Origin of the sequence: Oscillibacter sp. MSJ-31, assembly GCF_018918025.1 — a bacterium.
In the GTDB taxonomy this organism is placed as follows: domain Bacteria; phylum Bacillota; class Clostridia; order Oscillospirales; family Oscillospiraceae; genus Hominicoprocola.
On sequence record NZ_JAHLPT010000002.1, the window covers coordinates 160,387 to 184,745 of the forward strand.

Below are 24,359 nucleotides of genomic sequence, written 5' to 3' on the forward strand. Positions count from 1 at the left end.
CTACATAGGGAGCTGTCCCATAAACCTCCCAACAGAAAAGAGGCGCTTCGAGCGAAGCGCCTCTTTCTTATTTGTACTGTGCAGCAATGGCATCCACATGTTTCTTCATCTGCTCGACCACTTCGCTCGGCCCTGTGATGACCGCCTGCGCGCCGAAGCCACAGACCCATGCAAAGAACTGGGGACTCACCACCACATCCGCGCGAACGGTGAAATGATCCGGCCCATCCGCAACGATGAAGACATCTCTTCCCAGTCGGTCACGAACCGCACCGACTAAGTGGTTATCAAAGCGCATTGTGACATTGACCTCGTGCCCGGTGAACATGCCGAAGGTTTTCTTGGCATACACCGCCATATCGAGCGCGTTGTAGGCCTCTAAGCCGTCCCTCGTTTCATCCGTTACCGAGATCTTCTCCATCTTGTCAACGCGATAGTGTTTTATCATCCGGGCGTCAGAATCGTAAGCCACCATGTAGTAGTTCTCATCGTCCCATGTCAGGGCGAAGGGGCTCACCAAATAGTACGCGCCGCCGTGCCGGTAATTGCGCTCACCGGATACTGTTTCCTCAAAATAGAGAAACTGAATCCTCTTATTCTTCGAAATGCCGTTGTGGATCTCATCGACATTGTAGTAGATGGACTCATTCATCGTTTTGATCCGGTTCTTCACGAAAACCTGGCGATTGAGGAGCTGTGCCTCATGGATGCTGGCAAGCTTCTCAATCTTCTTGATGAGTGATGCGGTCTTCTTATGCGTGATGAATTTAGACGACTGAACGCTGTCCACCAAGAGCTTCAGCTCCGGCAGCTCAAAGGTACGGCTCGCAACATAGTAGCCGACATAGTTTCCGCTGTCCACGCGCTCAATATCGACACCAAGCACCTGCAGCGATTCTATATCGCTATAGATGCTCTTTCGCTCAGCAGAAATACCCTGCGCCTCCAGATGCGCAATGATCTGGTTCACAGATACAGTGTGTTCTTCATCTGTATTTTCAAGCAGATAGTTCATCACATAGAACGGTTTCAGCTTCTGATTAAATGAGCGCGGCATAGCAACACATCCCTTTCCGCCTGTGGCATATCAGTCATTGTATTCACTCTACCTCAGAACCTGTCCTATTAACAGGACAACTATATCAGAAAAACACAGCTTTGTGAATAAGCAGTTGCCAATAATCGGCAGCTGCTTTTCTTTATCGAGATTGTTTACAAAATGTTCATAAATGAAAATGGGGGGTACCCCCTTGTTTTCTATGTGTACTCGAAGTGAGAAAGCTCAAAAAGGAGGCTTTGACGATGCAAAAGAAAAGAGCAAAGCGAACGCAGCGCGCGATACGTTGCCCCTACTGCGGAGCGGTTGCCGATATCCGACCGGCAGCGGAGATCTACCAAGATCCACGGCGAACGGACGAGCTCTATGTCTGTCGGAACTATCCTTGCTGCAAGTCCTACGTAGGGATTTATCCCGGCACCAAAATCCCCATGGGCCCGCTGGCCAATGGCGATCTTCGAAATCTACGAATTCGGGCACATCGCAAGTTCGACCGCCTCTGGCAGTCCGGACTCATGAAACGGCAGGAAGCATACCGCTGGATGGCAGATTTCTTCTGCATTCCCCAGAGAGATGCACACATTGGAATGTTCTCCGAGTACCGCTGCAACGAACTCATCAAAAAATGTGACAGTCTATTGGCCCAGAGTCAGAGTGCTGTCAGCTAAGGAGGTAGTTTAACTATGAAGAAAATGACGGATTATCAGCGCGAATTGGTTGCTCAGAATTTAGATATTGTAGAGCGAACGATTAAAACAAGAATCAAGGTAAATGGACTAGCCCTACAATCCTATGAGGACTTCTACCAAATTGGATGCGAAGCCTTGTGTCGGGCAGCCATGGACTACAATGCAGAAATAGGTAACTTCGCACCTTTCGGAAGCCGGTATGTCTACAACGCCCTGATTGATCACTGTAGAAAGCAGAACAATCACTCTTCACATAGGCATGACCACATTTCCGACTCTGACAACGATTTCTATGCATTGGACTATTTCGGGCAGTTCGTCGATTTTGATGACGGCCTTTACCTGCGGGATCTAAATGAGGCATTCAGCGCGTGTAAGGAACAATACTCCGGCATTGCACGTCGCGGTATTGAAGCAATTGAACTCAAGAGTCTCGGTTACACTACCCGAGAAATTGCAAACAAATACGATACCACCGTCAATAACGTGAATGCATGGATCTCTCGTGCACGCTCCAAGCTGATGGATAACCCTGAAATCATGAGATTTGCTCTGTGATTTGTTGTTGCTTTCATGGGGATGGCGTAAAGGGAAATAGAAAGACTGAATAGGAGGTCAGGATTATGATGACTTTTTACGCTGCAGTTGGTAGTTATCGCATTCGAAAGGAAGATGGCCGTCTGGTTCCCTATATTCAAAAGCTCGGCCGCCTGCACCCGATTTCAATTCCTGAATTTGTCATCTGGACTACACTGCTTTGGGAGGTTATGACTTATCGGGAGCTGAAGAATCTCTTTGAGAAGCAAATGGAACATTTCAATGGACCTGCGCCAGACTTCGACATGCTGCTTAATATGTTGAAGAAACGGAAACTCATTGCCTGCGGTCTGGGATACTCGGGTTCAGACGCTCTTTACAACATGCTCTCTGACGCCTTTGTAATCCCCTATCATATAGCCGGCGGACGAAAAGCATGGAGTGTATTAAAGCTCTGGGTAAAAGGCAGCATCACGATCACCGATGCTCACCGCCTACTGAAGTCGCCTAAAACCACCGAAGATGAAGCTCGTGTAATCAATCTTATTGAGCAGACCCCGCTGAGCACGTCAGAGATCATCTGCTGCTTTGCAAAGAATCTGCAAGATGTCAGTACCGCTGACAAAGTCATTTCCGGCATTTATGCTGCAGAAAGTGATGATCAGGAGAGCATCGCAAATGCTCAAAAGAATGACAAGCATCGCGACGCCGTTCTGGAGGCCATATCCAACCTGTATCTCCAGCGCAGAGTCCTGCTGGAGCTAGCATGAACTAACTTAGGCGCTCACGATTCGTGGGCGCCTACTATTTTGGAGGTAATCATGATTCACAAGATTCCAGAGCCCATAACGAGGAGAATTTGGACGTTCGTCGGTTGCATCAGTGTGCTGAGTGTATTCGGGGTCGTTTGGACAATCGCAACGAAAGACCGTACCATTTTAATGCTCTCACTCGCTTTACTTGCCGCCGGCATATTGAAAGCAGTTTCGCTTTACAGTGTTGCTGCTGCAGGTCATTTCGTGGTGTATGAAGGCACCATTTCTCTCTATCGAGCCATTCCCCTCCGAAAGCGTCATGAGTTGTGCCTCACAACCTCCGAGGGAGAAACAGTTCATCTCCTACTCGATGGAAGAAGCAATCTCAGGCAAGGGAGCGAGTACCGATTGTATGTGCGGAAGAATGTGCATGAACAGTACTCACAATCTCTCCCGAATTCAATGAAACCATCTTGTATCCTGCTGGGCTACGAACGGATTTCTACGCAGTCACTTGCATAGATTTGGGTGGCGTGGAAGCGATCATTGCCTCATGGTACTCTGACTATGTCTTTATTAGAGTACTTTGATCTCCCTGTGGGAGTTATTAAGCAGTCAGCCTTGAGCAAACGACTCAGGCTATTTGCAGCTTCATATTGCTGGCTCTCAGCCGGCATGATGAGGCTGCTTTTTTATGCCAGTGAAGGCATAAGTCAGACCAATACGCTGGTAACGGCGTTTGGAATATTTTAGTGTCTGTATATCAGACAGAAAGGATGAATCATATGTCATTCGCAAATCTGAACCTGGAAGGTCGCATTGTCAACGAGCCGGAGTTCAAAACAGGAAAGAACAACAATGAGTTCTGTACTTTCCGCGTTGCTGTAAATCAGCAATTCGGAGCGCAGGAAGTTGCTTCGTTCTTTAACTGCACCGGTGGCGAGGCCATGGCACAGCGTATCCGCAAGGCCGGTCTGGGCAAAGGTCGCATGATCCACATCAACGGTAATCTGACTCTCCGCGAATACAAGAATCGGGATGGCATCACCTGCATGTCCGCAGATGTCGGCATCCTCGATTGGCATTTCGTAGGCAGTAAGCCGAAGAGTGAAGAAGCTCCTCCTGCCAGTCAGAGTACCAACAAGCCCGGCGTAGTCCACGACGAGGAGTACATTGGTGATGACGACGAACTCCCCATTTGATGCAAAGATGTGTTTTTCCCCCTTGGGACTGTAAGTGTGAGCGTACTTACAGTCCCATTTTTCTTTGCACTGAAATCACAAAATGAAAGGATGAATGGATATGGCGGTTATGCGCCGAAGAAAACTTACAACGCTCTTACAACTTCTTTTGACTCCAACGCTTCTCCTTAGCATTACGATTCGCAAGCCTGTCTTTCAATGGCTCGCAGTCATAATCGCTGTCCTGTGGCTGGTTTTCACAATTGCTTCTGCAATGCAAAGCCACCATTGGAAAAAGCCACAGCGGAAGGAGCCTTCTGTCTCTAAAGAGAAGTCCTCCCAGGAAACAAGGCCACAAGGCCTATCAGTATCACCTCTATCCCCGCAGGATCTATTTCTCATTCGCCAACTCAATTGTCGGATCACTGAGCATCTCAAGGTCTCTTATCCCATGGTTGCTTGGATCTGGTATCCAAGACCGCAACTTGAGGAGTTGAGCCAAGGTGGTACTTGGCGTATTCGCATTTCAAATGCGGATCCGTTCAATTACGGTGATGTAGAAATTGATAAAAGTGGGAAACTGTCAATCACTTTGCTTCAAGCAGTGCCGCTCTCTGAAGCATCGGAAACCAAGGTTATTTTGAAAGGTGAGCCAGATGATCTTCTGGATGAAGAACTGATGGATCGCACAGACGCTAAGACCTGGTATCTCGATCAAGGCGAAAAAATCATTGCTGAGATTATTGATGATCTCAATTCTCAAGGTCACAAACAACTGCTCATAAAAGATGACGGAAGCGTTGCAATCACAGCTTCCGGCGCAGAGCAAGTCGTGGAATCCATTGTTGGTTTTCCACCGCGAATAACTTGGGATGATTTTTGCCAGTTGCTTTACGAGGATGACATCAAAGCATCAATTGGGCCGGAAGGGTTAATTCTGGCCTGGTAACTGAAAATGGAGGAAAACCGATATGGGTAAAAGCAAACTCTTTGAAAGCTGGTCCTTCAAGATGGAGCTGCCAAAGCCGTTCGATGACCCGAAATACTCCGGTGGAAAGGATTTCGGCCACTCTAAATACAATGCTGTCGGATCTGTGAAAAAGGCGTCACTGCACGCGCCATCTCTGCGTGCTTTACTGGCTTATGCAAAGTTGGTTTCAGAAACGGAAGCCGGTAATGACACCACCGGCCTTGGAGCCATCGGACATCAAGACAGCACTTATCGCATTGCTGAATACATCTCCGCCAATAAGACGGATTGCGTTGTCTTCAATCCCGGAACCGGCAAATTCATCTCCGGCCGCTTTCCAAATGGATCGGATCATTCTACGCCTTACACACTGGGAATTGGAAACTGCTCCGGTTCAGCTTTGCTGTTCGCCTTAATGCCTCTTTTTGAAGAAGACACTGAATTCCGCGATTGTCTCTCCGACTTCAAGGATGCCTTCCGTCAGGGCTGGCCAAATATGGACTCTGCCTTTGAAACGGCACTCACGCTCTGCGACAACATGTATCGCAGGATTGAGAATGCAGTAAATGTCGGTCAAGCCGGCATCAAGGTAGCAATCCCCGCTTCCGGTAACATCAGTAACCTGTCGAAACTGGCGATCGATAACGGCAGTTATGCTCCTACCGGATCAGTTTACGGTGACTTCTCAATTTTGAAGGTTGGCGCTCGAAGCACAGCACAGGCGAAGGTATATAGCCTCGGAGACTTCGTGGCACAGTTCACCCTCTCTCAGCGCACTCTTTCAGCGCGCGAGGAGGCTATGGTGCCTAAGCTCCCTGACTGGTACATCATTCCCAAGGAAGTTGTTCGTGTCTGCGAGCACGCAAAGTTGACAACTACCAGCAGCCAACCCATGCGTAACTTCTTGTTTCGCGGTGAAGCTGGCACTGGCAAGACCATGGGTGCACAAGCCATCGCTGCAGGGCTCCATCTACCCTACACTCTGATGACTTGCAGCGCCAATACAGAAATCTCAGATCTGATCGGGCAATTCATTCCCGATGCTGATCAGGGTGAGTCAGGCCATGTCTTCGCTGATGAGGAACTCCCCAGAATTTCTGACATCATCATGCATCCGCCTTCTGTCTATATGGCACTCACGGGCGAGTATGATGACAGCAAAACAGAGGACGATGTTCTTCAGAAGCTCGTTGAAATCGCCGTCGGCCGTCTTGCAGTAAAGGAAGAACAGCGCGGCCAGCATATCCGATATGTGGATACGCCTCTGATCGAGGCCATTCGACATGGATATGTCTGTGAGCTACAGGAACCGAGTTGTATCGCAAATCCCGGCGTTCTCGTCGGCCTGAACTCCCTGCTTGATAACTGTCAGGCCATCACGCTGCCGACCGGAGAACGCGTACAACGTCATCCCGATGCCGTCATCGTCGTAACAACTAACTCCGACTATGCTGGATGCCGTGACATGAATCAAAGCATCATTTCCCGTATGGATCTGATCTACGATATCAATTCTCCTGACCTCTGCACGATGGTTAAACGAGTAATGAATGTCACCGGCTGCACAGATGAGCAGGAGACCACGAAGATGGCCATGGTTGTTCGCGACATTGCGGAACGCTGCCATCAGACAATGATCACGGACGGTAGCTGCGGAATGCGTGAGTTGAAGGCATGGGTTCTATCCACGATGATCACGAAGGATCCGTATGAATCTGCCCTGTCAACAGTTATCGCATCCGCTTCTGCGGATCCCGACAACCGTGCTGACTTAATTACCACCTGCTTGGAGAAACAGTATCTGCGCGCTTACTAAACATGAATTGAGAGGATTATGAACATGAAAATGAATGTGAATCAATATCTTCGTTTCGGTCTGGCAGTAGCACTTTCCTGCTGCACGCCGCTCGCAGAGGATGCGAGTGAACAGGACGCTGCGGCATACATTGCAGAGGCGTTGCGTGTCTTTTTCAGCAATACCGACACCCACGTTGATGTAGCTACCGTGTCGCATCCACAGAGCATCAAGATTCCTCTGATCATCACCATCGATGACGAGCAGCGTCTTCTGTGGTTCTATCCGCAGATGAGCTTAGAGAATCTGACGAAAGAGTTAGAAGGGCTTGTGAGTGATTGCATCGCTCCTATTCCCTGCGTCCCAGCGTGAGAGGAGGCTTCGTGCATGCGAACTTCTCACAGGGAGATTCGAAAACGGATCCTTGATGTAAAAAGCAAGATTACTGACGAAGAGTTCTTCTCCTCGAAGGCATATCAAGCCTACTTGACCGACATCACGGAAGCGGCCACAAAACGCTATCGGCGTCCCCTGAAAGTAACCGTGGTGGCTGACCACAATGACGATACTCTGGCATTCACGGATTTCAATGGCGTCTTTATCAACGCCTGTAATGAGATCACATGGAGTATGCCGTCTCGTTGGCTTCGATCCCTCAGCATTGAAGGGCTGAATGCTCATGAAAATGGTCATAACCTATTCACGGATAATCGGATCTGGCAGGCATTCCACAAGAAGTTGGAGCATGGTCGATTCTACCCGAATATGCCAAAAGGCCTTGATAGTCAACAAAAGCTTTATGCGCAGGAGATTCTGGATGCGATGAAGGATTCCAACGACGATATCCCCAAAATGGTGATATCCAGCACAGCTAAGTTCCTAAGCAACATCTTGGAAGATGGCTATGTAGATGCTCGGTATTCCTATGAATTCCCAGGCAGCCCCGCCCGAGGGATCGCACTGAATAACCTGCGTATTGCAGAAAAAGCACCTGACATCCAGACGATGATCAATAAGAAGTTCTATGACCATACGATCGTACTGAACCTTCTCGTTCAGTACGTCAATTCCGGCGAGGTGAATAACCTCTCCAGATATTCAGGCGAGCTGCTCGATCTGGTTATGGACTTCATCCCCATCGTGGATGATTGCCTGATGGACGAAGATGCCCGGTCACGCTGTGAGGCCTCCAATCGAATTATGATTGATCTCTGGCCTATCATGCAACGCTGCTTTGACGCGCTACGCGATAAAAAACAGGAGGCTCAGAACCAGCAGCAGACAGCCAGTAACTCACCCAGTTCTGCGCCCGGCCAAGCTGGTAATATAGCAATTCCAAATGACGGCCCGCAAGCTGCTCAGGAAGAGCTGGATAACCAACTACCGAAAGCACCTCCCAATTTCACCACGCAGGTATCTGCTGTTCCGTCGAATCAATCGTTCACTCCGGATAAGGATCATTCGCAGGAGTTGCGCCTCCAATTGGAACGTGTTCTTGCGGAAGAGACGGCAAGAATTGCCGCTCATCTAACTTCCGGCATTGAGAGTGTCGGCGATGGCGGTATCGACCACAATTCCGAATATGCAGGCAACGGTTACGCCCATGCAGCAGCGGATATTGAACGCGTCTTAGAAAGCATGGCTGAAACAAAAGTCAACAAGGACATGGAAGAAGAGCTATCTGAGGAACTGCAACGTGAAGCTGACACCATCTCATATGGGAACGCACATCGCAACATCCACGTGACGGTGAATCGTATGTCTCAAGTCGATCAGGAGATGATCGACGGCTACAACAGCGTTGCTCCCGATCTTCTATTGCTTTCAAAGCGTCTTCAGCGAAGTGTCGGTGCAGTATTGCGGGATAAGCGGCAAGGCGGTAAGCAAACCGGGTTGCTGGTCGGCAAGCGTCTAAATCAGCACGCCTTCCATCGCAATGATGGAAGGATCTTCTGTAACACCCGCCTCCCGACTGAACCAATCAACCTTGCAGTAGGGCTCCTTATTGATGAGTCCGGCAGCATGGGTGGCAGTGATCGCATCACGCGCGCCAGAGCCACAGCTATTGTTGTGCATGACTTCTGCGAGAAGTTAGGCATCCCCATTATGATCACTGGGCACACCGCCAGTTGTGGCCATGTTGATTTATACTCCTATGCTGACTTCGACTCTGTGGATCGAAATGATCGTTACCGCCTGATGGATCTCAGCGCTCGTTGCTGTAATCGTGATGGCGCTGCGCTTCGATTTGCCGCAGAGAAGTTGTGCCGGTACCCCTCTGAAGTAAAGATGCTCATCATCATTTGCGACGGGCAGCCAAACGACAGTGGATACTCCGGAACTGCAGCGGAAGCAGATCTCCGTGGCATCAAACTGGAGTATAGCCGTAAAGGTGTTCAGATCTTCGCTGCTGCGATTGGTGACGATCGAGAGAATATCGAGCGGATCTATGGTTCTGGTTTTCTAGACATCACAGATCTCAGCGAGCTTCCGATCATGCTGACGAATCTGATCGCTCGTAATCTGCCGCGATGAGGAGGGATTCGATGATGTTTGACGCTTTTGAAGAGTATCTTTGTGATCGTAATGATGCAATCGATAATGCTGCATATCAACTGATTATCGCACTAACGGCAAATAACCCTGAAGGCACGATGGAGGATGATCCTACCGTTCCCGAATGGGATATGTCGCTCATTGGCAAAGTTGTTGATTCCGCGCAGAAAATCATTCAGGAGCAGATTGGCTATCACTGCCATCCGTTCTATTGCAATGAGATTCCTTGCTATCTGACAGACGAATGCCAGAATACGCATTGCGCGATGCGACAGAACGAGTCTGAAATCTATGGTGCGTACTACAAAATGGAGGCAAATAACGAATGAGAGCAATCAATATCAAATGGGATGTAGACCACGACGCAGACGGAGAACTCTTACCTACCGAGATTGAGATTCCCGCCGGCATGGACGATGAGGACGAAATCACAGATTACCTTTCCGATGTGACCGGTTTCTGCCATAAGGGTTATGATCTCATTGACGAATAATGGAGGATGAAAGCTATGCACAGTCGAGTTTTTGAAATCGGTTCCGCCCTTATTCCCCTTGAGGAGCGTGCTTCATTATCTGATCTGCCGGACTGGTTTTTCGAAGTCATCGCAGATTATGGTGTCGATATTCCTGATGCTCAGCGCGAAGGCGAGCTTGATTGGTTCATTGGCCGATTTGATGGGAACTGCCATCGCGACGGTGAAAAGATCACCTTCAAGCAGCAGACGAAAGAAGATTACTTCAAGGCAAAGCATGAGAAGTTTCTAAATGCAGTCGCTGCTCTAATGAACTGTTCGCTTGATGACTTTGCCGGATTGACTTCTAACACTGATCTCAATGGTAAGGTCTATGCGTTGACGTCCGCCTACAATGACAAGTTCGGCTTCTACGTCTATGACTGGGAAGGTGACGGACTGTGCACCATGGATCAGTGGCTTCGCTCAGCCGATCTCTCTCAAGAGTACTATATCGGCGGTATTATTGACTATCACTGGTAATGAGGAAGGAGAATCAAAAATGGAAGATAACCGCGTTCAAACGCAAATTGCGTTGTATATGACCAATAAAAAGCTCTGCGAATTCAATGACAAGCTCAAGCCCGCACCTGTTGAGTTCTATGCCCATATTCATGCTCAGGGTGAGAAAGTCGGAGACAACAGCAGGCAGCGCTCCTGCATTGGCGTGGTGCTGCAGGACTACTCCAAAGGCACCGGAGCTAGTACGGTTCGCGTAACTGCAAACCTGTCTCCCGATTTCTTCGTCTATGCATTGAGTCGCGTGTCTTTGGGCGTTGAGTTATTTGACTTCTACGAGGAAAAGATCTTCGGGAATCCGGATCAGCAGGGTAAAAGCATGGTCACAAAGGTTTCCATTAAGCGTGCGTCCGTTGGTAAAGATGGCAAACCCAGGAATTATCCTTGGTGTGTCTTGGTGGAAAACGGGCGTGCAATAAAGGAAAGCACACAGACCGGCGGCATCCACATGAAGAAAGGCAGCTATCAGATGGAGCGGAGCGTCTTTGTCAATATCAATGACTATGACTTCTTCCGCCTTATGCAGCAGACTGTTCGGTACATCAATGCTTGGGAACTCACTATGGCTCCCAAACGCATTCGCGATGCGATGAAACTGATGGAGCCGCAGCAGAACTGAATCATCATATCAATGAGGGAGTACTTCGGTACTCCCTCATTCCCTTACTAGGGGGTGAAATAATGGATTTTTACTTTGGGGTAGATCTGTTGTTGCGTCTGAAAAAGCACTATGAGTCCCGCTTATCTCTCGCAATAGCAAAAGGGTTCGATCGTCAGTACGATCGGTATCACTGGCTATTTATAGAGCTCCAGTACCGAGTGAGTATTCTCCGTCGCACACTGGCATTGCTGGATGCGCTTCCCGATTTCATGTGTCATCAGAGTGAGGAGCAGATTTTCGCAATCGTCATTGGCTATACAACACCATGGTTTTCTGAAGATACGCTTGGAAAGCTCCCACATGATGAAGACGGATCTTCTCCGTATTTCGACAATCGCAATCCATACTATGCAGACTATCAGGCGTCACTTGATCGGTTCCAGGCGAGCTATGACTTCAAGCAGCTGGCCACCTTCTATATTGATCTTGTTGAATGCCTTGTGCTGGCAGTGCGTATGTACTTTTTCATTCGCGAAAGGCAGTTTAAGCCAATTGACCGCGAGAGTTTTGCCGACTTAGTCGGAATCAAGGCGGTCTTACCTGCACCGGCATAGGAGGTGATCTGAATGTCACCCCCGCTTACTCCGGAGCAGCAGGACTTTGCCTCTAAGCATCACGGCTTGATTATCGCCTTCATGCGTAGGTACTCTCTTGACAGCAACTTCTATGATTTACTCGCCTTGAGGTATCTCAAAGCGGTTGTCCGATATACCACGGATGAGAACCTTCAGCGATACGCATTTTCAACCGTAGTTTGGTACCACTTGCGTTCGGAACTCGCCAGCTATTACAAGGCATTGGAAAGGCAGGCAATGGCCGAGCAGGAGTTCTGGGTGGACAAGCCGCCACCTGCGGAACCACCACTCGATCAAGAAATCTGGGACCAGATCGAAAAGGATCTGACCTACAAGCAAAGCGAAGCAATTAAACTCCGAGATGCCGGTTATAGCAACCGTGAAATTGCAAGCATTTGCGGAGTACAGCTCAAAGCGATTGAAAAGCGCTTTACACGAATTCGAAAAAAGATAAATAAATTGAAGGAGTATTGATTATGAGTCACTTTTCTGTTTTTGTTACGGTTCCTCAGTCAGAGCATTCCCACCCCATCGATATCACCAATCTCGAAGGCCATGTCTCTTCCATTCTTGCCCCCTACGATGAGCAGGCGGAAGAAGCCGAATTCTGCGAGTTCAATGATCGGACGGAAGATGCGCGTTCCAGCTATGAAACGGACACCATGAGAGCAGTGCGCTTCCCTGATGGCAGCATTCACTCTCTCGATGATCAGGTCATTCGGGATCGCTTTATCCTTGTCGAAGATACTTTCTATGAATACGGTCCAAATCACAGTTTCAAGGAGAAACTGGTAACGGACGATTCCAAGGCACTTGAGCTGATCCCCGAGTATCCCGCTAAGCTGATGTATCCTGACTTTGATGCATATTGCGAGGACTACTGTGGATATGTAAAGAGTGCAGACGGTCGTTGGGGCTACACTTGTAACCCCAACGCAAAGTGGGATTGGTGGCAGATTGGTGGCCGCTTTCCCGGCGGTCTGCTGGTCAAGAATGACCTCAAGGATTGCATCTTATCCTGTAAAGAAAATCAGGCTGATGCGCCCGCCGGATACAAGTATGCAGATGCTGCGCGGAAGAAAGATATCTGTTGGGAGCTCATGAAGAAGATCGCAATGGAGATCGCGGAGCAGAATTACCAGCGCTATATCAAGGCATTTGAAGCAAAGGACGCTAAAGACATCGACTTCTTTGCAAGAGTCACGGAAGACGGTATTTCAGGATGGTGCAATATGATCTATATCAAGGGTGAAACCCTGGATGAGTATAAGGCTCGTAAGGGCACCTCGGACACTGATCAATATCAAGTCCATGCCTATGCCTTCATTGATCGTAACGGCGACTGGAATGCCTCCGGAGATATGGGCTGGTTCGGAATCTCCTGCAATGATAAGCCCGAGCGCGCCTGGAATGATGAGTTGCAGACGCTGATGAATGAGGTACAGGACGACGATTTCATCGTCGCAGTTGACTGTCATATCTAATTCTATTTCAAAGCCCGGAGTCATTGAAATTCACTGACTCCGGGCATCTATATGAGAGGATGCGAATATATGAGTATCAATCGTGGGGATATTTTCTATGTTAACCAGAGCGAGACCGTCGGCTCCGAGCAGCGATCCGGTCGTCCGGCTATCATTGTTTCCAATTCCCTGTGTAATGAACACAGTCCTGTGGTCGAAGTTGTGTATTTGACCTGTCAGCATAAGAAACCCATGCCGACACATGTGCGAATTGAGAGTGCCGGCCGACGCTCAATTGCGCTGTGCGAGCAGATCTCCTCAGTCGATGTGAGTCGCTTGGGTGACTTCAAAGGCCATCTGACCGATGAAGAGCTGGCGCAGATCGATGCAGCACTGATGTGCTCGCTCGATCTCCACCCTTTTACACAACAGGCAGCTATGAGAAATACATTTACGCAAGCAGACGAAGCCGCGCTCGCTATAATTGCAATGCGGTTTCTGGAAAGCTTCCTTCAAAAGAAATGTAACCTCACCTTGGATCAATAAGCACAAGCGTGGCACACTCAACTGAGAGTGTGCCACGCTCTTTTTTTATGCCTCAAATCCCAAGTTAGCTCGCAGCAGCCTCTGATCGATTCTGCTCGCGGAACTCATATGGCAAAGTCAAACCCAAATCATATTCGAGAAGCAGCTTCTTTGCAGTCAACTGATGAGAAAGCATGGGGCGAACTTCATCCATCATTGCTAATCCGGCGCGATAGCCGAGATAAAAGGAATGAAGTATATTGCTGTGAATTCGTTGATCCCACGCGCATAGTACAGACACGATATGTTCACAAGCTTCAGGTTCCAACGTTTCCATGAGGGCATCGCTCTTTTCCAGAATGCTGGAATTACGCTTATAAAACTCGCAATGCCGCTCCATTCCGGGCATCGTACAAATTCCTTTCTGTACGCTGGAATCGAAGTCATACTGCTGCCGATCACCGTGAACAAATAACTGCTCGAAGGCACACATAATGCCGCAGATAAAGCTATAGCGGTCTGCATAGGCGCGATTCTCCCGATAGAGATTCTCCACCTCAGTCAGCAATGTTCTTTGCTCATCGGTCAGGTGATGTACACAATACGCATCCGCATCCGAATAGGCATCCTCCACAGCTTTGAGTAACCCGCTTGCGACATCCTCCTCATAGGCCTTTTCAAGTGCTGCTTCAAAGTACGGTGCAAAAACATTCCTTTGAAGTTCTTCCAAAATCATTTTCGTATTCATAGCCATCCTCCTTATTACGTGGTTTTGTGCTTTGCCCTTTCAGGTACATTGTACTTAATCCGACACGAGAATTCTGTCGAAATCAGGGGATGCAAAAAGAAAAAGCAGGATTTTGAGTTATCAAAATCCTGCTTGATGCATTTAGGTATTCTTCTTAATGATAGGCGCTACTGCTTTTGCTATCTCTTTCATCAGGCCTGCCTGCTTCTCAGTCATTCCATGTTCCTCAATTTCCGGCGTAGGAATGTACTCCATCGGTTTGTCTACTCGACCCGAAAGGAAGTCAATGGAAGCATCCAGCGCTTCAGCAATATTGTAAATTGTCTGATAGCTGGGGCCTCTGGATCCACACTCAATGTGTAACAAGGAAACCTCGCTGATTCCTATTTTCTCAGCCAGTTCGCTTGCCGTCATGCCGCGATGTTTCCGTATTGCACGGATGCGTGAGCCAGACAACTTGTTGTCAATAGTCATGCAGATAACCTTCCTGTTATAATCTGCACTCAGTATAACCTGATTCCATTCTCAGCAGAATGTGCTACTATGGTCATAGCACCTATTTAGCCATACAAGGGCAATCACTTTACGATATAGACCTCACATTGAGTTGTCCTGTTTATCGTACAGGTGATGCCATAAACTATGGCCATAAGCTGAAATAGTTATAGTGTCACACGGTAAAAGGAGTATTACATTGAAAAAGAGAACATTGCTTCCGCTGATTATGGCATTGATCCTTTTCTTATGCAGCGTATATTGGGCGAATCCCAATGTCTCCGCAACTAAGAATAATGTGCCTGGCAGCACAATTGAATCCATCCCTACAGAATCATTGCCAGATCAATCGCACGGCTCCGAGGATCCGCCTTCCGATGAGGAGCAAACCGAGCATCATGATATTCCGGTTGGTTCAACATTTGAAGTACACTTTATTGACGTCGGGCAAGGAGATTGTTCCTTGATCCTCTGCGACGGGAAGGCCATGATCATTGACGGCGGCGAAGCATCTGAATCCAGCAAAGTGTACGTCTACCTCAAGGCCCATGGTATTGATCATCTGGAGTATTTAGTAGCTACCCACGCACACTCAGATCACATCGGGGGATTGTCCGGTGCTTTGAACTATGCAACCGTTGAAAAAGCACTTTGCCCTGTCACGCAGTACGACTCTAAGACATTTCAGAGTCTTTTGAAATATCTGGGTAACCAAGGGATCGAAATCACAACACCGATTGCCGGAGACTCCTTTATGTTGGGCAGTGCCTCTGTCCAGATTCTTGGGCCTCAGAAACCATATGACAACGCAAATGACACATCCATTGTATTGAAGGTAACCTACGGGCAAACGTCATTCCTCTTCACCGGCGATGCCGAGCGCACCGCTGAAGCTGATATTTTGAATGCCGGATTTGACCTATCTTCCACTGTCTTGAAGGTTGGACATCATGGTAGCGAAAGCAGTACCAGTTATCCATTTCTCCGAGCGATCATGCCGCAATACGCTGTGATTCAGGTCGGGAAAGGCAATTCCTACGGTCACCCCACGGAAGCTACGCTGAGTCGGCTGCGAGATGCTGATGTGCAGGTCTATCGCACCGATCTTCAGGGCACTGTGGTCTGCACGAGTGATGGTAGAACGGTATCTTTCTCAACTGAGAAAAACGAGGATATCCAAACAAATCCCACTGCGCCAACTACATCGGTACCGGCCAACGTAAGCGCCAGTGGTGCGTATATAGGCAATACCAACTCCAAGAAGTATCACCTGCCAAGCTGCAAGAATCTCCCAGCTGAGAAGAATCGCGTGCAGCTGCATTCCCGCGAGGAAGCACTTGAAAAAGGCTACAGCCCATGTGGCAACTGCAAACCGTAATAACTGAAAGGAGTCTGACTGATGGATTTTGACAGCATTATGAGAGAGATCACCTCCGAACTGACAGGAGATCCAGCGCATGACGTTCCCTATTTGCAAGAACAAACCAGACGATATAAGGATCATGAGATGAGTACTGAGATCAGCAGAGCTTGTGGACGTCTGATTTTTCAAGTTCTACCCGATGACAAGAAGCAGCCTCTTACTGATATTCTCAAGAAAAATGACATGGGTTTTGAGGCCGCACTGGAAGAAGCGCAATTCAACATCTACAAGAAGAAGTACGACGTTGCATTGAAGATCTTAGAGGGCGTCGTTGAAAAAATCCGCGACCTGCGCATATTGAAGGATGACAAGGTAACTGAATACCACACCTTCAATGAAACATTCGAAGAAGTCCTATACCGGTACCTTTATGAGCCGCAGCGAGACCTGCGACCTGCAAATCCGACTTGGACTCGTGCATTCTACCTTTACGGAAACACCCTCTTTGAGCTGAACCGGCTTGAGGAAGCACAAGCTGTGCTGAAAGAAGCGCTGCATTGGAACCCCGTCGATTCCGAGATCAATTTTGAGTACATCGAAACCTATAAATCGCTTGGTGATCTGGATACCTTTTTCCGTCTCAGCAAGGAGGCATTCCGTTTTGCATTTAAGCCGCAGGATGTCGCTCGCTGTTATAGGAACATCGCATTTTTCTTTGTAGAAAAAGAGATGTATAATGAAGCAATGGGATGTCTGCAAATGAGCACGTTGTTTGAAGAGTCCAACATTGCCCAATCTGAAATGTACTACATACACCAAATCACAGAAGGAAAAGCGAAGCTGCCCACGCCGGAAGAGCTTCGTGCAATTGCCGAACAGCACGGTTTTCCCATGGGAGCTAATCAAAAGGTTCTCAATATCGCATTTTCGCTTGGTAAGCAGGCAGTAGAAAACGGCAACAAGCACGCCGGCAAGTATTTCTTGTCCATTGCCTATGACCTTACAAACGATGAAATGGTTAAGAGCTGGCTGGACAAATGTGACGATTAACGCACAGTCAATTAGAACGGAGGGAAACTATGTACGGAGCAATTCTTGGTGACATCATTGGCAGCCCCTATGAGTTTGATATGGGCAATAAAAGTAAGAGCTTTCCCCTCTTTTCTGCCCGATCCCAATTCACAGACGACACCGTTATGACTTTAGCGGTCGCCCAAGGTTTCATGGAAAGCCCCATCAATGCAGATGATGAAACGATTCGAAAGAACTTGGAAAAGGCAATGCGCGAAATTGGCAAGCGCTATCCTGACGCGGGCTACGGAACGCATTTTGGAATGTGGCTCTTCTTAAACGGCCACGCCCCTTATAATAGTTTCGGAAACGGTTCTGCTATGCGAGTATCCTCTGTCGCGTGGTTATTTGATGATCTCGCTTCAGTTCGTCATGCAGCCCGTCTTTCCGCCGAGGTGACGCACAATCACCCAGAAGGAATTAAGGGGGCGGAAGCTACCGCCTCCGCCATTTACCTGGCAAGAACCAGGCACACAAAAGAAGAAATTAAAACCTACATCGTGGATAACTTTGATTATGACCTAAACCGAACCTGTGACGAGATCCGGCCAACATATCACCATGTTGAGAGCTGTCAGAAATCCGTACCAGAAGCAATAACCGCTTTTCTAGAAGGAACTGACTTTGAGGATGTCATTCGCACAGTAATCTCTCTTGGCGGCGATTGTGATACGCTTGCCGCTATTGCAGGCAGTATTGCAGAAGGCTTTTATGGTGTTCCTGATAACCTCAAACAGGAATGTATGACACGCCTGCCCGAAGATCTAAAGGAAATTTTGATCCGATTTGAAGCTTGTTTAGGAAACAAAAAGTAAGAGGGATATACTGTTCACTAGACAGGCCGTTCTTTCAAGATTTGGATGAAGCACCTATCTGTAATTATGAAATGGTGGAGGTGACAGCATGGCAAAGGATATCAAGAAACGCTCAGCCAGCCATATTTACTTCGGTGTAGACAAGGATACCGGCGCGCTGCGGCACATCTCCCGAGTGCTAAGCGGAGCGAAGTGTAATTGCAAATGCGCCCTGTGTGGAGAATCATTTGAGGCTCGTAAGGGTACGCAGCGAAGGCATCACTTCGCTCATGTGTCAAACTATGAGTGCATGTACGCCGGCGAGGTAGCCGTTTACCTCGGATTTTCCAGTGTTCTGCAAGAATTAAAATCAATCCGGTTACCTGCTATTACTCTTCGTTTCCCTACATGGGGAGAAGCTGAAACTCTTCAAGCAGCTCGTTCTATTGCAATCGACGAGGTTTTCTACGAGTGCAAAGAACTCGCATATCCACCGATGCTTCGAGTTGCGGCTGGTGGCAATCTGCTGCGGATCATTCTGAATTTCGGCAACTATTACGATGACTCTGATATAGAAGGATTGTCCGTAGAAGCAAAGATTGGCGGGTACTCAACTCTGATGTATCAAATGCCAAGAGTTGATGATGACAATTTCTCTCCAGAACAACTTGCTGACGTCATTAAATCCAGCTCTCAAGCACGATGGATATTCAGTAGGCTTGAGGAACAGTGGAAAGAGCGCTTTCGCAGCGTTGCGACAACGCCAAAGATACACGGGCATGGATGTTTCTGTCCCTTATCAAAGAGCTTCCACGAAGGGAAATACTATGCCCAACAAGAGGACTGTGCTTATTGCGGATATAACCTTGCCACACCCCCGGCCTGTCTCTGCACCGCCGAATCGGGTATCCGCCACAAGGCTGATTTCAAACGTAGTGAAGCAGACCGCAAAGCTGAAATTGAAAAAATGCGCCTTGCTAATGAGGCTTCTTTGCAGCGCAGGTTAGCCATGATTGAAGCTCAGAAGGCCCAGCGGAATACTGCTCCCATCGAAAAGCCAATAATTGCCGCTGCACCTCAGAAGCCACCAGCACCAACTGAAGAAGAGTTGAATCTTGCATACCAAGATATTGTCGCTTCATTTGATCTCCTTTCAGACGCTTGGACCATGGATAAGTATGGCCGGCGTTGGATCCAATGCAAAACCTGTGGCAAAATCAAGCGTGACGCAGAAATGGCAACTTATGGCGGTAGCGATGGTCCCAATCGCGGTATTTGCGCTGAATGCTCGCGTAAAGGTCTCGGGTAAGCACCCATTTGTCGAAACAAAGCAGTTCTGGTTGATATTATTCGCATGATGGTGTAAAATAGGAGCATCAATCATATTCATGCTGCAGCTATGGCAGCCAGAGAGGGGTTCTGCCACAAGCAGGACCTCTTTGCGTTTAGACGGGGTGATACGATGAATTATATGACCATTACCGAAGCGTCAAAAAAATGGAATCTGTCCACAAGAAGAATTCAGACTCTCTGCAGCACCGGGAGGATTCCCGGCGTAGAGCGTTTGGGATATTGTTGGGCTATTCCAATTGATGCGCAGAAGCCTTCTGATGCTAGGATTAAAAGTGGGAAGTACATTCGTTCAAAGGATGTTTCTTCCAAAGAATGAGTCAAATCATCTAAGCAGGAAAACAACAATCGGAGGAGTTCACGATGTCTATAAGCGATCTGCAAAAGCAAACAAATGCAAATATTCAGGCGAAAGCTAATCTAATCTGGGAAATTGCCACCCATTTGGTGGGGCTTTTTAAGCCACATGAGTATGGCAAGGTTATTCTCCCCATGACGGTTTTGAAGCGTTTCGATGACGCTCTAAAACCCACTAAAGATGCTGTTGTAGAGATGGCAAAGAAGTTGGATTCACAGCATGTAGAAGGCGTTGCTCGCGATGGTATTCTGTGCCGCGTTTCCCACTACGACTTCTACAATACCAGCAACTACGACTTTGCAAAACTGATTGCTGACCCTGACAATATTGAAATCAACTTTGAGGCATATCTTCAGGGCTTCTCTTCTAATGTTAAGGATATTATCGACAACTTCGATTTCACCAATACCGTCAAACTGATGGTCAAGGGTGGCGTCCTGTTCGTGACCCTGCAAGAGTTCAACTCGGCAAAAGGCGATATGTCTCCGGACAAGATCACCTCTGCAGATATGGGTTATATCTTCGAGGAACTCATCCGGAAATTCTCCGAATCTTATGATGAGCAAGCAGGAGCGCACTTTACCAGCCGCGATATCATCTATCTGATGACAGAGTTGTTAGTAGCTCCCGAGAAGGCAGCGATTGTGGCTGAGGGCTGCACCAAAACCGCTTACGATATGGCTATGGGCACTTCTCAGATGCTAGGCTGCCTAACTGAACGTTTACAGGACATCAGTCCCGATGCCGCTTTGACTTGTTTCGGTCAAGAGTTCAATCCAGAAACCTACGCTATCGCTAAGGCGGACATGCTCATTAAGGGCGGCAACTCTTCCGGTATGAAATTCGGCGATACTCTCTTACAAAAAGATTTCGACAGTAAAACCCCTGGAGATCAATTTGAGGGTTATGAGTTCGACTATATTATTTCCAATCCACCTTTTGGTATCGATTGGAAACGTGAAAAACTCTCTGTTGAGAGTGAAGCGAAGCGCGGTTTTGACGGACGCTTCGGTCCCGGTCTGCCGGCTATTTCCGACGGCCAGATGCTTTTCATGCTCAACGGTGTGAAGAAGCTGAAAGAAAGATCCGGCAGAATGGCAATCATCCAGAATGGTTCCTCCCTATTTACCGGTGATGCCGGCTCCGGTGCATCTGAGATTCGCAGATATGTTATTGAAGGTGACCTTGTAGAAGCAATCATCCAACTCCCCACTGATCTTTTTTATAACACTGGTATTTCGACATACATCTGGGTGCTGGCCAAGGGCAAACCCATGAATCGCTGCGGAAAGGTGCAGCTCATCGACGCTTCCAAGTGCTTTGTGAAGCGCCGTAAAAACATCGGCTCCAAGCGTGTTGACCTGGACGATGCCTGCATCGACCTCATTCTCCGTGCATACGAGGGCTTTACGGACGAAACCTATCAGGAGAATGACCTTGTGGTGGAATCCAAGGTGTTTAACAACCGTTTCTTTGGCTTCACCAAGGTGACGGTAGAGACTACTCTGACGGATGGCAGCGGCAAGCCTGTCCTGAAAAAGGGCAAGAAGCAGCCGGTCAGGGGCGCATCCGACACGGAGATCATCCCGCTTTCAGAGGACATTGATGCCTATATGGAGAAAAATGTGCTGCCCTATAATCCTTTAGCTTACATTGACCACACCAAGGACAAGATCGGCTATGAGGTGCCCTTTACCCGATTGTTCTATAAATTCGTTCCACCCACACCATCTGACGAGATTTTCGCAGAAATCATTGAGTTTGAGGCCGAAGAAACGGTACTCATGAATGAATTGTTCCATAAGGAGTAAAAAGTGAGAGAACTTTTCAGTTTTATATTCGATAAACTTACCGATCCCCTTGGACTGCCTATCGCTGCTTGGAAAGAGTGGCTGATTCTGTTTGCTCTTGGAGAACTCGCACATGTTATTGCCTTCAGAGTTGTCGGCAATATGTATGACGCGGGCGATATTTCAACTAGTATCGGCGGCAGCTTCTTCCATTGGCTAATTCGACTCATTGCGTTTTTAATTATGTGGACCATCGCATACGGTACAATTCGAGTTTGGCAATTCTGTGCAGCTCATTGGATTGCAGTTCTCATAGCACTCGGCGGTTTGCTTGCGCTCGGAATTATTGGGTTTATTGGTTACCGCAATATGAAAGGTGGTACGCAGAATGCGTGAGATGAAATACAGTGGAGTCGAGTGGATAGAAGATATTCCGGCACCATGGAATATGATTAGATTCAAGGATAAATACAAACCAACTAAAGAAATTGCCGGCGAATCTTCGACAGAGTATGAAAGATTAGCACTTACACTCGGTGGTGTAATTAAGCGTCCTAAAGACGATTCTGAGGGGCTTCAACCCAAAGCTTTTGATGGTTATCAAATACTTCGTGAAAATGATTTCATCTTTAAAATGATTGACCTTCAGAACATTAGCACCAGCCGCGTTGGTTTATCCCCTTACACCGGTTTAGTGTCTCCTGCATATATTCGTTTTCAAGCAAAAAACAAAAACCAGTTCAACAAGTATATTTACTACTACTTGTTGAGCATGTATTACAATTGCGTCTTTAACAGTCTTGGCGGTAATGGTGTGCGAAGTGCTTTGAATGCTTTTGATATAGGAACATTGATGATTCCGTTTCCGCCCGAGCATGAACAAATGCTTATCGTTGAGGCAATCGAGCATCAAACCGAAAAAGTGGATTCTCTCATTGCCAATCAAGAAGCCCAAATTAAGAAGCTAAAAGCCTATAAGCAGTCCCTGATTACTGAGGTCGTTACCAAGGGGCTTGACCCTACTGCACCCATGAAAGACAGCGGAGTGGAGTGGATTGGAGAGATTCCAGCGCATTGGTCTATTATGCCATCAAAATTTCTTTTTGCAAATTCCGATGAACGCCGAAGAGATAATGACGTTCAATTAACTGCAAGCCAAAAGTACGGCATGATTTCTCAGGAAGAGTATATGCGCAGAGAAAATGCTCGCATTGTCCTTGCAGATAAAGGATTAGAAAACTGGAAACACATTGAACCTTTTGATTTTGTTATCAGCTTGCGAAGCTTTCAGGGCGGTCTCGAAATGAGTGAAGTAACTGGCTGTGCGACGTGGCATTATATTGTTTTGCGAGCGAGGAAAGAGCTGCACCCTTACTACTACAAGTGGTTGTTTAAGTCTACGATGTATATTACAGCGTTGCAGAGGACTTGTAATTACATCAGAGATGGTCAGGACTTACGATACAGTAACTTTGTCAAAGTTTCGCTATGTGTTCCTACCTTAGGTGAGCAAGTTCAAATTGCAAACTATCTCGACGCCAAATGCGCCAAAATCGAACGCCTTATTGCCATCAAACAAGCCAAAATCGAAAAGCTGGAACAGTACAAAAAGTCCCTCATTTATGAGTATGTGACGGGCAAGAAAGAAGTTGTCAATGGCTAAGGCTTTTGTTAATCAACACATCGTCCCTAAACGATATCTGGATCGTTTCGCGTCAGAGGTCGATGGAAAAAACATCATTGGTGTACGCTTTTGTTCAAATCGATCCCTGCATTTCTTCTCCGAATCAACTTCTAATGTTGGCTATATCAGGAACTTCTATGATGTGCGTGATAAAGATGATCCAAAATACTGGGAGCATTTTTTCGCCTCTGAAATCGATTCCTTATGTGGCGCAGAGATGGACAGCATTATTGCAGCAGCCACCCTATCCCGTAATAACGAAGTTGTCTTAACCAAGCATGCAAAAGAGGTTCTTTCCAAAGTAATCATCGCACAAATCATGCGCATTCCCAGCGCGGTCGAATATGTAAAAGGCATCTATCCAGAGGTTGAACGCCAAGTAAAAGAAGAGGCTCTTTCCATCTTACCAACGGAGTTAAAAAGTCAATATGGTGAGATAATTAAGAATCTAAATTTGGATGCACAGTGGCAAAAAGAGCAGTTGTTTAATCTTGCCTTTTCCCCCGAAAATTTTGATAAATACTGCCGCCTGCTTCAAGAGCGGCTCTGGGTTGTACTGGTTAATATGCAGCGCAGCAATCTCCCATTCGTCACCAGTGATAATCCAGTTTTGGTTGAAGGAATAGGCCGAAAGGAAGTCGGCGTATTCCGAAATGGACTTGGTACCCCTACCACCTGCATCTTTTACCCACTAACTCCTACAATCGCAATTGCAAACTATCCGAAGGCAGGATTTTTTCGGCTTGCCTTCGATGATCTTGATGGGCGAAAGAAGCTACTTAACGAAAGCAATTATGTTGTAACCAGGAACGCAAGAATTGTTGAACAGTCATATCACCATTCGTTCATTCCGCAACCCCTGTTTGACAAAATCAAAAAGCGCAATTAAGTCCGCTATTCTGGCGTAAAAAG

At 47.5% G+C, this 24,359-nt stretch carries 27 protein-coding genes; 24 read left to right on the forward strand and 3 right to left on the reverse strand.

Annotated features, from left to right (window positions below):
• Window positions 1–67 precede the first annotated feature (67 nt).
• Entirely contained in the window at window positions 68–1,015 is a 948-nt protein-coding gene (locus KQI17_RS02630; protein WP_371821940.1) for a helix-turn-helix transcriptional regulator, read from the reverse strand.
• Between the two features lie 287 nt (window positions 1,016–1,302).
• On the opposite strand from KQI17_RS02630, the gene KQI17_RS02635 reads away from it, so the two are divergent.
• The 16 genes from KQI17_RS02635 to KQI17_RS02710 all read left to right on the forward strand — a co-directional run bounded on the left by KQI17_RS02635 (window position 1,303) and on the right by KQI17_RS02710 (window position 13,815).
• Window positions 1,303–1,725 carry a zinc-finger-containing protein gene (locus tag KQI17_RS02635; RefSeq protein ID WP_216494680.1) on the forward strand — a complete coding sequence of 141 codons (423 nt, stop codon included), beginning with the start codon at window positions 1,303–1,305 and terminating at the stop codon, window positions 1,723–1,725.
• A 15-nt stretch (window positions 1,726–1,740) separates the two neighbouring features.
• The gene (locus tag KQI17_RS02640; protein WP_216494681.1) at window positions 1,741–2,304 is read left to right on the forward strand and encodes a sigma-70 family RNA polymerase sigma factor; all 564 of its coding nucleotides are present in this window, start codon (window positions 1,741–1,743) and stop codon (window positions 2,302–2,304) included.
• Window positions 2,305–2,369: 65 nt separating this feature from the next.
• Window positions 2,370–3,053, forward strand: a complete 684-nt coding sequence (locus KQI17_RS02645) for a hypothetical protein (RefSeq protein WP_216494682.1) — start codon at window positions 2,370–2,372, stop codon at window positions 3,051–3,053.
• Between the two features lie 770 nt (window positions 3,054–3,823).
• The gene (locus KQI17_RS02650; RefSeq protein WP_216494683.1) at window positions 3,824–4,240 is read left to right on the forward strand and encodes a single-stranded DNA-binding protein; all 417 of its coding nucleotides are present in this window, start codon (window positions 3,824–3,826) and stop codon (window positions 4,238–4,240) included.
• Window positions 4,241–4,340: 100 nt separating this feature from the next.
• A complete protein-coding gene (locus tag KQI17_RS02655; RefSeq protein WP_216494684.1) occupies window positions 4,341–5,168 on the forward strand; it encodes a hypothetical protein in 828 nt (275 codons plus the stop codon).
• Window positions 5,169–5,190: 22 nt separating this feature from the next.
• Window positions 5,191–7,005: an AAA family ATPase gene (locus tag KQI17_RS02660; RefSeq protein ID WP_216494685.1), complete on the forward strand. Its 1,815-nt coding sequence runs from the start codon at window positions 5,191–5,193 to the stop codon at window positions 7,003–7,005.
• A gap of 24 nt (window positions 7,006–7,029) precedes the next feature.
• Window positions 7,030–7,356, forward strand: a complete 327-nt coding sequence (locus KQI17_RS02665; RefSeq protein ID WP_216494686.1) for a hypothetical protein — start codon at window positions 7,030–7,032, stop codon at window positions 7,354–7,356.
• A gap of 15 nt (window positions 7,357–7,371) precedes the next feature.
• A complete protein-coding gene (locus KQI17_RS02670; protein ID WP_216494687.1) occupies window positions 7,372–9,519 on the forward strand; it encodes a nitric oxide reductase activation protein NorD in 2,148 nt (715 codons plus the stop codon).
• Window positions 9,520–9,530: 11 nt separating this feature from the next.
• Entirely contained in the window at window positions 9,531–9,869 is a 339-nt protein-coding gene (locus tag KQI17_RS02675; protein WP_216494688.1) for a hypothetical protein, read from the forward strand.
• Complete coding sequence (locus KQI17_RS02680; RefSeq protein WP_216494689.1) at window positions 9,866–10,033, forward strand: hypothetical protein; 168 nt, start codon at window positions 9,866–9,868, stop codon at window positions 10,031–10,033. The genes KQI17_RS02675 and KQI17_RS02680 overlap by 4 nt, the downstream gene beginning before the upstream one ends.
• Before the next feature lie 15 nt (window positions 10,034–10,048).
• Complete coding sequence (locus KQI17_RS02685; protein WP_216494690.1) at window positions 10,049–10,534, forward strand: hypothetical protein; 486 nt, start codon at window positions 10,049–10,051, stop codon at window positions 10,532–10,534.
• A gap of 19 nt (window positions 10,535–10,553) precedes the next feature.
• A complete protein-coding gene (locus KQI17_RS02690; protein WP_216494691.1) occupies window positions 10,554–11,189 on the forward strand; it encodes a hypothetical protein in 636 nt (211 codons plus the stop codon).
• Between the two features lie 62 nt (window positions 11,190–11,251).
• Window positions 11,252–11,785, forward strand: coding sequence for a hypothetical protein (locus KQI17_RS02695; protein ID WP_216494692.1), 534 nt, complete (start codon window positions 11,252–11,254; stop codon window positions 11,783–11,785).
• Between the two features lie 12 nt (window positions 11,786–11,797).
• Window positions 11,798–12,280: an RNA polymerase sigma factor gene (locus KQI17_RS02700; RefSeq protein WP_216494693.1), complete on the forward strand. Its 483-nt coding sequence runs from the start codon at window positions 11,798–11,800 to the stop codon at window positions 12,278–12,280.
• A 2-nt stretch (window positions 12,281–12,282) separates the two neighbouring features.
• Window positions 12,283–13,290: a hypothetical protein gene (locus tag KQI17_RS02705; RefSeq protein ID WP_216494694.1), complete on the forward strand. Its 1,008-nt coding sequence runs from the start codon at window positions 12,283–12,285 to the stop codon at window positions 13,288–13,290.
• Between the two features lie 69 nt (window positions 13,291–13,359).
• Window positions 13,360–13,815 carry a type II toxin-antitoxin system PemK/MazF family toxin gene (locus tag KQI17_RS02710; RefSeq protein ID WP_216494695.1) on the forward strand — a complete coding sequence of 152 codons (456 nt, stop codon included), beginning with the start codon at window positions 13,360–13,362 and terminating at the stop codon, window positions 13,813–13,815.
• A gap of 64 nt (window positions 13,816–13,879) precedes the next feature.
• Here KQI17_RS02710 and KQI17_RS02715 read toward each other — a convergent pair whose 3' ends face one another.
• Both KQI17_RS02715 and KQI17_RS02720 read right to left on the reverse strand, forming a co-directional pair.
• Entirely contained in the window at window positions 13,880–14,542 is a 663-nt protein-coding gene (locus KQI17_RS02715; RefSeq protein WP_216494696.1) for a hypothetical protein, read from the reverse strand.
• Between the two features lie 141 nt (window positions 14,543–14,683).
• Window positions 14,684–15,016, reverse strand: a complete 333-nt coding sequence (locus KQI17_RS02720) for a helix-turn-helix domain-containing protein (RefSeq protein ID WP_216494697.1) — start codon at window positions 15,014–15,016, stop codon at window positions 14,684–14,686.
• A gap of 220 nt (window positions 15,017–15,236) precedes the next feature.
• On the opposite strand from KQI17_RS02720, the gene KQI17_RS02725 reads away from it, so the two are divergent.
• From KQI17_RS02725 to KQI17_RS02760, 8 genes are all read left to right on the forward strand, one after another.
• Entirely contained in the window at window positions 15,237–16,415 is a 1,179-nt protein-coding gene (locus KQI17_RS02725) for a ComEC/Rec2 family competence protein (RefSeq protein WP_216494698.1), read from the forward strand.
• Window positions 16,416–16,436: 21 nt separating this feature from the next.
• Window positions 16,437–17,450, forward strand: coding sequence for a hypothetical protein (locus tag KQI17_RS02730; RefSeq protein ID WP_216494699.1), 1,014 nt, complete (start codon window positions 16,437–16,439; stop codon window positions 17,448–17,450).
• Between the two features lie 29 nt (window positions 17,451–17,479).
• On the forward strand, window positions 17,480–18,286 hold the full coding sequence (locus KQI17_RS02735; RefSeq protein WP_216494700.1) for an ADP-ribosylglycohydrolase family protein: 807 nt from the start codon (window positions 17,480–17,482) through the stop codon (window positions 18,284–18,286).
• An 88-nt stretch (window positions 18,287–18,374) separates the two neighbouring features.
• Window positions 18,375–19,574, forward strand: coding sequence for a hypothetical protein (locus KQI17_RS02740; protein ID WP_216494701.1), 1,200 nt, complete (start codon window positions 18,375–18,377; stop codon window positions 19,572–19,574).
• Window positions 19,575–19,978: 404 nt separating this feature from the next.
• Window positions 19,979–21,784 (forward strand): class I SAM-dependent DNA methyltransferase, encoded by a 1,806-nt coding sequence (locus KQI17_RS02745; RefSeq protein ID WP_216494702.1) that lies wholly within the window; start codon window positions 19,979–19,981, stop codon window positions 21,782–21,784.
• A gap of 3 nt (window positions 21,785–21,787) precedes the next feature.
• On the forward strand, window positions 21,788–22,159 hold the full coding sequence (locus tag KQI17_RS02750; protein ID WP_216494703.1) for a hypothetical protein: 372 nt from the start codon (window positions 21,788–21,790) through the stop codon (window positions 22,157–22,159).
• Window positions 22,152–23,426 carry a restriction endonuclease subunit S gene (locus KQI17_RS02755; protein ID WP_216494704.1) on the forward strand — a complete coding sequence of 425 codons (1,275 nt, stop codon included), beginning with the start codon at window positions 22,152–22,154 and terminating at the stop codon, window positions 23,424–23,426. The genes KQI17_RS02750 and KQI17_RS02755 overlap by 8 nt, the downstream gene beginning before the upstream one ends.
• Entirely contained in the window at window positions 23,419–24,336 is a 918-nt protein-coding gene (locus tag KQI17_RS02760) for a DUF4238 domain-containing protein (protein WP_216494705.1), read from the forward strand. The genes KQI17_RS02755 and KQI17_RS02760 overlap by 8 nt, the downstream gene beginning before the upstream one ends.
• Window positions 24,337–24,359 lie beyond the last annotated feature (23 nt).

Excerpts from the sequence above, each read along its gene's own strand:
- KQI17_RS02645 (WP_216494682.1), top strand. The coding sequence starts at position 2,370 with ATGATGACTTTTTACGCTGCAGTTGGTAGTTATCGCATTCGAAAGGAA.
- KQI17_RS02670 (WP_216494687.1), top strand. The coding sequence starts at position 7,372 with ATGCGAACTTCTCACAGGGAGATTCGAAAACGGATCCTTGATGTAAAA.
- KQI17_RS02710 (WP_216494695.1), top strand. The coding sequence starts at position 13,360 with ATGAGTATCAATCGTGGGGATATTTTCTATGTTAACCAGAGCGAGACC.
- KQI17_RS02745 (WP_216494702.1), top strand. The coding sequence starts at position 19,979 with ATGTCTATAAGCGATCTGCAAAAGCAAACAAATGCAAATATTCAGGCG.
- KQI17_RS02755 (WP_216494704.1), top strand. The coding sequence starts at position 22,152 with ATGCGTGAGATGAAATACAGTGGAGTCGAGTGGATAGAAGATATTCCG.
- KQI17_RS02730 (WP_216494699.1), top strand. The coding sequence starts at position 16,437 with ATGGATTTTGACAGCATTATGAGAGAGATCACCTCCGAACTGACAGGA.
- KQI17_RS02650 (WP_216494683.1), top strand. The coding sequence starts at position 3,824 with ATGTCATTCGCAAATCTGAACCTGGAAGGTCGCATTGTCAACGAGCCG.
- KQI17_RS02740 (WP_216494701.1), top strand. The coding sequence starts at position 18,375 with ATGGCAAAGGATATCAAGAAACGCTCAGCCAGCCATATTTACTTCGGT.
- KQI17_RS02655 (WP_216494684.1), top strand. The coding sequence starts at position 4,341 with ATGGCGGTTATGCGCCGAAGAAAACTTACAACGCTCTTACAACTTCTT.
- KQI17_RS02735 (WP_216494700.1), top strand. The coding sequence starts at position 17,480 with ATGTACGGAGCAATTCTTGGTGACATCATTGGCAGCCCCTATGAGTTT.
- KQI17_RS02635 (WP_216494680.1), top strand. The coding sequence starts at position 1,303 with ATGCAAAAGAAAAGAGCAAAGCGAACGCAGCGCGCGATACGTTGCCCC.
- KQI17_RS02685 (WP_216494690.1), top strand. The coding sequence starts at position 10,049 with ATGCACAGTCGAGTTTTTGAAATCGGTTCCGCCCTTATTCCCCTTGAG.
- KQI17_RS02695 (WP_216494692.1), top strand. The coding sequence starts at position 11,252 with ATGGATTTTTACTTTGGGGTAGATCTGTTGTTGCGTCTGAAAAAGCAC.
- KQI17_RS02760 (WP_216494705.1), top strand. The coding sequence starts at position 23,419 with ATGGCTAAGGCTTTTGTTAATCAACACATCGTCCCTAAACGATATCTG.
- KQI17_RS02715 (WP_216494696.1), bottom strand. The coding sequence starts at position 14,542 with ATGAATACGAAAATGATTTTGGAAGAACTTCAAAGGAATGTTTTTGCA.
- KQI17_RS02640 (WP_216494681.1), top strand. The coding sequence starts at position 1,741 with ATGAAGAAAATGACGGATTATCAGCGCGAATTGGTTGCTCAGAATTTA.
- KQI17_RS02675 (WP_216494688.1), top strand. The coding sequence starts at position 9,531 with ATGATGTTTGACGCTTTTGAAGAGTATCTTTGTGATCGTAATGATGCA.
- KQI17_RS02720 (WP_216494697.1), bottom strand. The coding sequence starts at position 15,016 with ATGACTATTGACAACAAGTTGTCTGGCTCACGCATCCGTGCAATACGG.
- KQI17_RS02700 (WP_216494693.1), top strand. The coding sequence starts at position 11,798 with ATGTCACCCCCGCTTACTCCGGAGCAGCAGGACTTTGCCTCTAAGCAT.
- KQI17_RS02660 (WP_216494685.1), top strand. The coding sequence starts at position 5,191 with ATGGGTAAAAGCAAACTCTTTGAAAGCTGGTCCTTCAAGATGGAGCTG.
- KQI17_RS02690 (WP_216494691.1), top strand. The coding sequence starts at position 10,554 with ATGGAAGATAACCGCGTTCAAACGCAAATTGCGTTGTATATGACCAAT.
- KQI17_RS02705 (WP_216494694.1), top strand. The coding sequence starts at position 12,283 with ATGAGTCACTTTTCTGTTTTTGTTACGGTTCCTCAGTCAGAGCATTCC.
- KQI17_RS02665 (WP_216494686.1), top strand. The coding sequence starts at position 7,030 with ATGAAAATGAATGTGAATCAATATCTTCGTTTCGGTCTGGCAGTAGCA.
- KQI17_RS02680 (WP_216494689.1), top strand. The coding sequence starts at position 9,866 with ATGAGAGCAATCAATATCAAATGGGATGTAGACCACGACGCAGACGGA.
- KQI17_RS02630 (WP_371821940.1), bottom strand. The coding sequence starts at position 1,015 with ATGAACTATCTGCTTGAAAATACAGATGAAGAACACACTGTATCTGTG.